Source organism: Pectobacterium carotovorum, assembly GCF_900129615.1.
In the GTDB taxonomy this organism is placed as follows: Bacteria; Pseudomonadota; Gammaproteobacteria; order Enterobacterales; family Enterobacteriaceae; genus Pectobacterium; species Pectobacterium carotovorum.
In genome coordinates this window covers 291,443-302,769 of sequence record NZ_FQWI01000002.1, presented here as the reverse complement: position 1 = coordinate 302,769, position 11,327 = coordinate 291,443, and the positions used below count along the sequence as shown (strand labels likewise).

The 11,327-nt window shown below is 56.5% G+C and carries 3 protein-coding genes; all 3 read left to right on the top strand.

Features of this window, described 5'->3' with window-relative positions; all coding sequences use genetic code 11:
• The first annotated feature begins 151 nt into the window (after positions 1-151).
• The 3 genes from BUB06_RS05625 to BUB06_RS05615 all read left to right on the top strand — a co-directional run bounded on the left by BUB06_RS05625 (position 152) and on the right by BUB06_RS05615 (position 11,286).
• Entirely contained in the window at positions 152-892 is a 741-nt protein-coding gene (locus tag BUB06_RS05625; RefSeq protein WP_072012968.1) for a phage tail protein, read from the top strand.
• A gap of 208 nt (positions 893-1,100) precedes the next feature.
• Positions 1,101-9,671: a putative Ig domain-containing protein gene (locus BUB06_RS05620; protein ID WP_039470575.1), complete on the top strand. Its 8,571-nt coding sequence runs from the start codon at positions 1,101-1,103 to the stop codon at positions 9,669-9,671.
• A gap of 106 nt (positions 9,672-9,777) precedes the next feature.
• Entirely contained in the window at positions 9,778-11,286 is a 1,509-nt protein-coding gene (locus BUB06_RS05615; RefSeq protein WP_010303103.1) for a TolC family protein, read from the top strand.
• The last annotated feature ends 41 nt before the right edge of the window (positions 11,287-11,327 follow it).

Here is an 11,327-nt window from a genome sequence, read left to right as displayed (position 1 = left end):
TTCACTTTTTATATGTAATTTTGTTTTTATTGTTTACATAAAATTACATGTTACTTAGCAAGTGAAGTTAGGCATCACAAGACCAAGCATCAAAATCATCAAATATATTTCACCCAGCGTGGAACTGTCCCCATTCCAAGGAGAGATGTTTATGAAATGCGTTCAGCGTCTGTTTGCCAAATCTGCGATCGCGACTGTTTTAGCTGTAGGCCTATCGCAATCAGCTACCGCATCTGCATGCAGTACCGAGCCTTACATTGGCTCTATTTGTTATATGGTCACCAGTTATTGCCCAGAGGGATATCTTCCTGCAAATGGACAAACGGTGACGATCAATCAATATCAGGCGCTTTATGCCTTGATCGGAAATATTTGGGGAGGTTCTCTACAGCAAGGTAACTTTGCGCTCCCCGACATGCGTGGGCGAGTACCGGTAGGGACTGGACAAGGGCCAGGATTAGCCAATGTCACTCGTGCACAAGTATTTGGGGCAGAGAATGTCTCATTGACGACAAGTAATGTTGCCCCACACATACATCCGGCTACCGTTGCCTCTTCTGGAAGCGCTAGCGGCACGGCTTCTATCGCTATTCCTGTGGTAAACGGTGCGGCAACGACTAACGTACCAGACAACACGACATCATTGGCGACAACGTCTCCTTCGTTTGATTTAAGTGCTGTTGGCGGGGCTGACTCACCAGCTAAAATTTATAGTAATGCCTCACCCACCACGACGTTGAAGCCATTTTCCGCCCCGTTTAGTGTAACTAACCTAACAGGCATAGCCATTTCCCCTAATATTGGCGGCACACCTTTCAGCGTTCGTAACCCCAGTGTGGGGCTAACGGCGTGCATAGCGGCTATAGGCATTTTTCCTGTAAATCCAAACTAATAACCACGCGCTTCCCTCATTTTCAGGGAAGCGCAACATTTGTAAGATTGTGAAATTAAAAGCGTAATATGTAATCTAATGATGGGCATAGGAGTGGTCTGTTTGTACGCACAATGGCAAGCGTACTGATAGTCCGTATTTAGTGATGACTTCCCGATATTAGCTGTAGAAAAATTATACGTACTAACACCACTCTGGAGTATGTCTTATGCTGTGGCGCCAATTATTCAGTAAAAAAAGTGACCATCCAACTGACCACATTGAGCAGGATTATTCCACTCCTCTTGGTTGTGTCCTTGAATCCCGCGTCTTATTTGACGGTGCAATAGCCGCAACGGCTACTCAGGCTGAAACCGGTAATTCGAGTGACGCCACAGCCTCTTCTCATCCTGCACAGACTGCAAACCATTCTGCTGAGACCGCATCGGAGAACAGCACATCATCCGATCAGAATAGTGCCACTCATGACATCACGACTGACGTCGTTGTACAGGCGGTTGCAGGCGAAACAATACGTAAAGAAGCGGTATTTATTGATACGGCGCTAACGGATTACCAAACACTGGTCAATAGTGTCCCCACTGGGGTTGATGTATTTTTATTGGACAGCAGCAAAGACGGCCTGAGCCAGTTGGCAGCATGGGCTGAAACCCACGAGGGTTACGACGCGATCCATATATTGAGCCATGGCAATGAAGGACAGGTTCGCCTTGGTAATCTGACGCTTGATAGCGCTACGGCGGAGGCTCGTTCGGCCGACCTGGCTAAACTCGGCACAGCGTTAACACAGGATGGCGATCTGCTGCTCTATGGCTGTGATATTGCACAAGACACAGGAAAAAGTTTTGTCTCTTTACTCTCACAGCTCACTCAGGCAGATATTGCAGCCTCGGATGATTTGACTGGCGCTATAGCCAAAGGGGGAAACTGGCAACTGGAAACAACGGTTGGTAGCATAGAAACGAACAATGCTGCACTGGGTGAAATAACGCGAGAGTACAATAACTTACTCGCTTCTCCGACTCTCGGCACCAACACATTCTCGCAATTTTCAGGCTCGTCTACATTTGTCAGCAGCCAGCCTGGTCTCCAATCTTATGATGATATCAACAACGGCTTTACCTACATTGCTTCCAGTACTGACAGAGTAACACTTCAAACTGTTGCGATAAGCGGTAATCAGGTCCTGAATACGATTGTTGCTCCTGGGGGAGATCTTAACTATTTTGCGGTTAAATCGACGGATGGCAGCGAATTCAAACTATCGAGCATTGATCTTAGAGGGCTGGGCAGTTACGCATCAACGTTCACCATCACTGGGTATAAAGACGGTAGCGCGGTGGCAGGTGCAACGCAAACTATCACCCTCACTACCGCATTCCAGACGGCGACACTCTCCAATGCGTTTCAAAATATTGATGAGGTGAGATTAACAACAGCAACAATGGGTAGCGGTACCGTTACATGGGATAATATCGTCACCGCAGCTCTCGTCGCTTCCACCGATAACGTTCCCAGCGTCACCGCCACCGGGGCCAACCCCACCTACACCGAAAACGGCACGGCTGTCGGCGTGTTTACTGGTGTCAGCGTCGACACCCATGACGCCGGGCAAACCTTCACCAGTGCGGCATTCACCGTCAGCAATGTGGCAGGCAGCACCGAATACCTGACCCTTCACGGCATCAATGTGGCACTGAGCAACGGTAACAGTGTCTCGCTCGGCAGTGGCTATGGCTCTGCAAGCGTTAGCCTGAGCGGCGGGATTGCTACGGTCAGCATCACGGGTGCAACGCTGAGTAACAGCGACATGGGCAGCCTGTTGTCCGGCATGACGTATGGCAACAGCAGCGACAACCCCGGCAATGCCATACGCACGGTGACGCTGACGCAACTGACCGATTCCGGCGCCAGCAACAATACCATTGCGCCGAATATCAGCAGCGCCATCACCGTGGTACCGGTGAACGATGCACCGACCGATATTACGCTCTCTGCCACCACCTTTGCGCAATCGCTCGGTAGCAACGGCACTGTTGCCACCCTGACGGCGACCGATGTGGATTCCTCGGTGTTTACCTACAGTCTGGTGAGTGGCAGCGGCAGTACCGATAACGCGCTGTTCACCATTAGCGGCAACACCCTAAAAGCAGTCAACGCCACTGGCATGGCAGCGGGTACCTACTCGGTACGCCTACAGGTATCTGACGGTGCCGCTACCTATGACAAAGTGGTGTCATTGGTGGTGGTGGATGATATCGCCCCCACGTTTGACCAGTCACCCAGCGTCTCCAACGCCACCGCGGGCGGTTTTAACCTGAGCGGCAGCCTCACTGAAACTGGCAATGTGTATTATGTGGTGGTGGCTGACGGTGCCAGTGCTCCAACCGCGACGCAAGTGATCGCTGGGCAAACCGCTACAGGCAGCAACGCCACCGCCTCCGGCAGCCAGGTGCTGGGTTCTTCGCCATTCAACTTTAGCTTTACCTTGGCCGGCCTTGCCGCCAGCACTGCGTATGATGTGTATGTGGTGGCGAGGGACAGTGCAGGTAATAATACGGTCAGTGTAGTTAAGGTTGATGCCACCACGGCCAGCGCGGGCACAGCGCCGACACTCAGCGCCACTGGCAGCAACCCGGTATTTATCGGCGGTATGGCGGGTTCGATTGATCTGTTCAGCGGTGTCAGCGCCAATACCAACGACAGCGGCCAGACCTTTAGTTCGCTAACGTTGACGGTTTCCAATGCCACCGACAGCGGCGAATTTATCAACGTTGGCGGCAATAACATCAGCCTGAGCGCCAACAATTCCGGCACCCTGGCCGGTATCGGCAGCTACAGCGTGACACGCTCCGGTAACACCGTCACGCTGCAATTGAGCGGCATGAGCGCCAGTAACAGTGAGATAGCCGGGCTGGTGGATGGCTTGCGCTATGGCAATACCAGCGCCACCGCCACCGCGGCTACGCGTGCAGTCACCCTAAGCGCCGTCAGCGACAACGGCAGCAGTAACAACAGCACAGCACTCAGTCTGACCTCAAACGTCAACGTGCTTACCAGCAACAGCGCCTTGTTTGTCACCGCCGGGGATGATATCGGCGACAATGCAACTTTCGGCAGTTCGGTGCAAGAGGATGCCAATGACGGCGGCGGGCTCAGTCTGCGTGAAGCCCTGTATTGGGCAAATAACACGGCGGGTATTGACCGTATTGTGTTCCAAACCGACGTGACGCTGGCCAGTTCCCTTCTGTCGCCGACCGACAGCATGCTGATTGACGGTCAGAGTTTCACCCTGAACGGTGGCGGCTATTCCGGTTTTCAAATCGTTACCGGGTCGATCACCCTGGCCATCCAAAACCTGACACTGACCAATTTCACCACCGATTACAGTACCGACACCGGCGGCGTGTTTGGGATCAGCTACAGTGCCAGCGATGTCAACTTCCGGCTGTACAACGTGGATATTTCAGGCAACCGTGACACCATGTTCGGCAATGGCGTCTTCGACCTGTTTAACATTGCCCCCGGCAGCTACAACTTCGATTTTGACCGGGTGAATATTCACGACAACCTGATGATTGGCAATTTGAATGAAGGGGTGATCAGACTGTTTGTGTCCCGTACCCAGCAAACAGTGTCCCTGTCGATCACCAATTCCGCCATCACCAACAATACTGGTATTAACCCGGCAGGCAGCACCTTCGGTATCAGTGGGTTGTGGTTAACCGGGAATCAGGGTAACCCCACCAGCACCCACATCAGCCTGATCAACACCACCATTACCGGGCAGGACAACGGCATCGTCTTCGAATTTATCAATAATGCCCTCAGTTGGGCCGCCAGCGTGCGCAATTCCATCATTACCGGCACCAGCCAGGATATTGTAGCCTACACCCCAACGGGACAACCCGCCGGTGGCAGCTACACCTTGTACGGCGGTAACAACATCCTGAGTGGCAGCGTGAATCAGGTATCGTCATCCGATCCGCGACTGGCTGCCACGGCCAGCAATGCGATTAATCAAGGCAACCGTTTCTATATTACGGGTGAGACAGATGTACGCGGCTTGGATCGGGTACGGCAAGGTGCTGTTGATATTGGCGCTTATGAATCGCAGTTTGCTGCGGGTACCGCCCCGCAGGTCGATTTGAATGGCACCACCACAGGCAATAATTACTCCACGACGGTACCCGTAGCCTCCGCCGCTGCGGGTATTTCTGTGACGGATGCCTTAGCAACCCTGAGTCAAACCGACGGGGACTCCCGCCTCTGGACGCTGACGCTCAATTTGGCAGGAACGACAGACGGTAGCAGTGAGTCCTTATCCCTTTCACAGCAGGCATTGCTCGCAGCCCATGCCGCCGGCATCAACGTAACTGGTAATGGTAGCCAGACGCTGACGCTGACAGGCGGTGCGACGCAGGAAGCCTTCCAGATCGCGCTACGTGCCATTGTGTATGCCAACGTAGCCGCTACGCCAACGGCAGGAAATCGGACCGTATCGGTAACGGCCAATGATGATGCCAGTAGCACCGCAACCTCTACCTTGACATTGACTGCGAGTAACAATGCGTCTCCGGTAGTGTCCGGCACGATTGCCGCGCAGAGCATCGCGCAAGGCGGCAGTCTGAATGTCACCGTACCTGCGGGTACCTTTACCGATCCGGATGGTGATACGCTGACGCTCAGTGCCACGCTGGCGGACGGCACGGCGCTGCCCGCCTGGCTGTCGTTTAACCCAACCACCGGCACTTTCTCCGGCACACCGGCCAATGGGGATGTGGGCAGCCTGACCATCAAGGTCACCGCCACCGACGGCAGCAACGCTTCCGTCAGCACCACCTTTGGCCTGACCGTCACCAACGTCAACGATGCGCCTGTCGTCGCCACGCCGATCCCCGCGCAAAGTGTCGCGCAGGATGGCAGCCTGAGTTTCACCGTGCCCGCAGGCACCTTTACCGATCCCGATGGCGATACCCTGACCCTCAGCGCTACGCTGGCGGACGGCACCGCGTTGCCAGCCTGGCTGTCGTTTAACCCAGCTACCGGCACCTTCTCTGGCACACCGGCCAATGGGGATGTGGGCAGCCTGACTATCAAGGTTACCGCCACCGACGGCAGCAGCGCTTCGGTCAGCACCACCTTTGGCCTGACCGTCACCAACGTCAACGATGTACCTGTCGTCGCCACGCCTATCCCCGCGCAAAGTGTCGCGCAGGATGGCAGCCTGAGTTTCACCGTGCCCGCCGGCACCTTTACCGATCCCGATGGCGATACCCTGACGCTCAGCGCCACGCTGGCGGACGGCACCGCGCTACCAGCCTGGCTGTCGTTTAACCCAGCTACCGGCACCTTCTCTGGCACACCGGCCAATGGGGATGTGGGCAGCCTGACCATCAAAGTCACCGCCACCGACGGCAGCAGTGCCTCGGTCAGCACCACCTTTGGTCTGACCGTCACCAATGTGAACGATGCCCCGGTGGTCTCCGGCACGATTGCCGCGCAGAGCATTGCGCAAGGCGGCAGTCTGAGTGTCACGGTGCCAGCCGGCACCTTTACCGATCCGGATGGCGATACCCTGACGCTCAGCGCCACGCTGGCGGACGGCACGGCGCTGCCAGCATGGCTGTCGTTTAACCCAGCTACCGGCACCTTCTCCGGCACACCGGCCAATGGGGATGTGGGCAGCCTGACCATCAAGGTCACCGCCACCGACGGCAGCAACGCTTCGGTCAGCACTACCTTTGGCCTGACCGTCACCAACGTTAACGATGCGCCTGTCGTCGCCACGCCGATCCCCGCGCAAAGTGTCGCGCAGGATGGCAGCCTGAGTTTCACCGTACCCGCCGGCACCTTTACCGATCCGGATGGCGATACCCTGACGCTCAGTGCCACGCTGGCGGACGGCACCGCGCTACCAGCCTGGCTGTCGTTTAACCCGGCCACTGGCACCTTCTCTGGCACCCCCGCCAGTGGTGATATTGGCAACCTGACCATCAAAGTCACCGCCACCGACGGCAGCAGCGCCTCAGTCAGCACCACCTTTAGTTTGACGGTCACCACCGTTAATGAAGCCCCGGTGGTCTCCGGCACGATTGCCGCGCAGAGCATTGCACAAGGTGGCAACCTGAATGTCACCATCCCGGCAGGCACCTTTACCGATCCGGATGGCGATACTCTGACGCTCAGTGCCACGCTGGCGGACGGCACCACACTGCCATCCTGGCTGTCGTTTAATCCAGCTACCGGCACCTTCTCCGGCACACCGGCCAATGGGGATGTGGGTAGCCTGACCATCAAGGTCACCGCCACCGACGGCAGCAACGCCTCGGTCAGCACCACCTTTGGCCTGACCGTCACCAATGTGAACGATGCCCCAGTGGTTTCCGGCACGATCCCGCCGCAGAATATTGCACAAGGTGGCAGTCTGAATATCACCATCCCAGCGGGCACCTTTACCGATCCGGATGGCGATACGCTGACGCTCAGTGCCACGCTGGCGGACGGCACCGCACTGCCATCCTGGCTGTCGTTTAACCCCGCTACCGGCACCTTCTCCGGTACACCGGGTAACGGTGATGTGGGTAACCTGACCATCAAGGTCACCGCCACCGACGGCAGCAGCGCCTCGGTCAGCACCACCTTTGGCCTGAGCGTCACCAATGTGAACGATGCCCCGGTGGTCTCCGGCACGATTGCCGCGCAGAGCATTGCACAAGGTGGCAGCCTGAATGTCACCATCCCGGCAGGCACCTTTACCGATCCGGATGGCGATACCCTGACGCTCAGTGCCACGCTGGCGGACGGCACCGCGCTGCCAGCCTGGCTGTCGTTTAACCCGGCGACTGGTACCTTCTCCGGCACACCGGCCAATGGGGATGTGGGCAGCCTGACCATCAAGGTCACCGCCACCGACGGCAGCAACACTTCAGTCAGCACCACCTTTGGCCTGACCGTTACCAACGTTAACGATACACCCGTGGTCTCCACGCCAATCCCGCCGCAAAACGTGGCTCAGGGGGGTGGCTTCAACTTTACCGTGCCTGACGGCACCTTTAGCGATCCCGATGGTGACACGCTGACGCTAAGCGCCACCCTCGCCAACGGGTCACCGCTGCCGAGCTGGCTGCGCTTCGATCCGACCATCGGCACCTTCTCCGGTACACCGGGCAACGCGGATGTCGGTACCTTGGTGATCAGGGTAACGGCCACCGATGGCAGTAATACGTCCATCAGTACCAGCTTTGGCCTGACGGTAACTAACGTCAACGATGCACCCGTGGTCGCCACGCCAATCCCGCCGCAAAACGTGGCTCAGGGGGGTGGCTTCAACTTTACCGTGCCTGACGGCACCTTTAGCGATCCCGATGGTGACACGCTGACGCTGAGCGCCACCCTCGCCAACGGGTCACCGCTGCCGAGCTGGCTGCGCTTCGATCCGACCATTGGCACCTTCTCCGGTACGCCGGGCAATGCAGATGTCGGTACCTTGGTGATCAGGGTGACAGCCACCGACGGCAGTAACACGTCCATCAGTACGAGCTTTGGCCTGACGGTAACTAACGCCAACGACGCCCCCGTGGTCGCCACGCCAATCCCGCCGCAAAACGTGACTCAGGGGGGTGGCTTCAACTTTACCGTGCCTGACGGCACCTTTAGCGATCCCGATGGTGACACGCTGACGCTGAGCGCCACCCTCGCCAACGGGTCACCGCTGCCGAACTGGCTGCGCTTCGATCCGACCATCGGCACCTTCTCCGGTACACCGGGCAATGCAGATGTCGGTACCTTGGTGATCAGGGTGACAGCCACCGACGGCAGTAATACGTCCATCAGCACCAGCTTTGGCCTGACGGTAACTAACGCCAACGACGCACCCGTGGTCGCCACGCCAATCCCGCCGCAAAACGTGACTCAGGGGGGTGGCTTCAACTTTACCGTGCCTGACAGCACCTTTAGCGATCCCGATGGTGACACGCTGACGCTAAGCGCCACCCTCGCCAACGGGTCGCCGCTGCCAAGCTGGCTGCGCTTCGATCCGACCATCGGCACCTTCTCCGGTACACCAGGCAATGCGGATGTCGGTACCTTGGTGATCAGGGTGACAGCCACCGACGGCAGTAATACGTCCATCAGCACCAGCTTTGGCCTGACGGTGACGAGCAGTTTTGTAAGCAGCGATCCTGAGTTCAAAGCCAACGACGGTCTTGGCCGGACGCCGTCAGCCAGCGATACACGCCAGCTGTTTACGCAGGATGCCACGATAGCACTGCCGGCATTGGATGGTCTGATCGCCAATCCGTCGCTCGGCAGTTTCACCGTGGGTAATGACGGTGCACCGCAGTCAGTGATGTCTGCCATTTTTGCTACCGGACGCCAGAACACCGAAGGAGGCACCCTCCCAACGAGTCAGGTGGCGGGCACTTTCGGACGTGGAGCCGCCAGCGGCATTGGCATTAACTTCGACAGCACACTAGGTTCCTTCCCCAGCTTCAGCAAAGATCCCGCTTTAGGCGGCACCTCATCGCTGGCTAGCACGTTCTCAGGGATCTATCTGCCTTCACTGAAGCCAATGGAGGTCTTCTCCGGTGGCAGTTGGAGGGATATTCCGCTCGATGGGGCGAGTAACGCAATGAATAGCACTGATGACGGCACTGGGCGCTCGGTGGCATTTACGCCCTCGCTGCATCAGCAATTACAACAGATAGGTGATTCGAAACAGCAACGTCTTGCGGCTATTGAGCAAGCATTGCAGGAAAGTGGTCAGCAGCAGGGATAACCTGCGTGGCAGCGCAGCAACTGCGATACGCAAGACGATCGCAAGAACAACTAGAACCATCATAAGAATAACATTGGTAATGATGATAATGACGAGGAGCGGAATCGTGTTAAAGGGTCGGAAACTATTTAGCCTTAGCGCCATCGTGCTAGCCGCCAGCGGCTGTGCCGTGACCACCCAGCCGATCAGCAAGGTCGAAAGCGGACAACGCAGCCAGCAAGACCGAGTCGCCATGTTCAGCCAGCAGGAGCCCGTCACGGCACCGATCACGCTGTATGATGCCATGGCACGTGCGCTGAAATATAACCTCGAATCACGCTTAAAAGTGATGGAATATGCGCTGAGCCAGCAGCAGGTGGAGCTAGCACGCTACGATATGTTGCCGAAACTGGCGGCATCAGCGGGCTACGTTGGTCGCAGCAATACCAGCGCCTCCAGTAGTACGAATATTGCTACTGGTGCACAATCATTAGCCCCTTCCACCTCACAGGAGCGCGACCGAGATGTAGCCGATCTGACTATGGTGTGGAACGTGCTCGACTTTGGCGTCAGCTACGTGACCGCCCAGCAAAAATCAGATCAGCGCTGGATTGCCGAAGAGCGTAAACGCAAAGTCGTGCACACCATCCAGCAAGACGTACGCTCCGCCTACTGGCGCGCCGTGGCAGCTGAACGGTTGTTGGGGCAGATTGATGGCCTGATCGTCCGTGTCAACGCTGCGCGCGACGCGAGCGAACACATGTCGTCACAGCAGATTGGTGACCCGATTGAAGTCCTTAGTTACCAACGCGCGCTGATCGACGCCACACGCCAATTGGAGGAACAGCGTCGCGCACTGTCGCTAGCCAAGACTGAGCTGGCAACCTTGATGAACCTGCCATTGGATACGGCCTACAAACTTGCGTTGCCACAAAGCGGTGACGAAACCGTACCGCAGCTGAATGTCGATGTGAAGGTGCTGGAAGAAGCGGCGCTGGTCAGTCGCCCAGAACTGCGCGAGCAGGATTATCAGGTACGAATTCATGCCGCTGAAACCCGTAAAGCGCTGCTGCGTATGCTGCCCGGCGTGGAAATCAGCGCAGGTGGCCACTATGACAGCAACTCTTTTCTGGTCAACAACAGCTGGGCTGACGTCGGCGTGAAAGCCACCTGGAACCTGTTCAATCTGCTGTCCGGCCCAGCCGCGCGTAAAGCCGCTCAGGCTAACGAGTCCGTGTCGGAAATGCAGCGCCAAGCGATGTCACTGGCAATCATGGCACAGTTATACATCGCCCGAGCCAACTTCAATGAGGCGCAGCGACAATATAAAACCAGTTCGGAATTACGCAATCTTGACACTAAAATCGTCGAACAGCTGAGAAACCGCTATAAGGCTAACAGCATCGGTGAACTACAGTTGATTCAAGGTGAGCTGAACGCACTCAACGCCAGTTTGCGTCAAGATCTGGCCTATGCAGAACTACGCAATACCTACGGCCAGATATTCTCAACGATCGGACTGGATTTGCTACCGAAAACCCTCCCGTCCAACAGCCTTGCAGATATCAGTCAGGCACTGCGTCAATCTGACACCAACTGGCAACAGGGCAAAATCAGTACATTGCAATCGTTCTGATACGCACTATTGTCGTGCCTGAAATATCATGTTTACGCGAT

What these genes read in the sequence shown, in the direction of transcription:
- BUB06_RS05625 (WP_072012968.1), top strand. Translation starts at nt 152, where the DNA reads ATGAAATGCGTTCAGCGTCTGTTTGCCAAATCTGCGATCGCGACTGTT.
- BUB06_RS05620 (WP_039470575.1), top strand. Translation starts at nt 1,101, where the DNA reads ATGCTGTGGCGCCAATTATTCAGTAAAAAAAGTGACCATCCAACTGAC.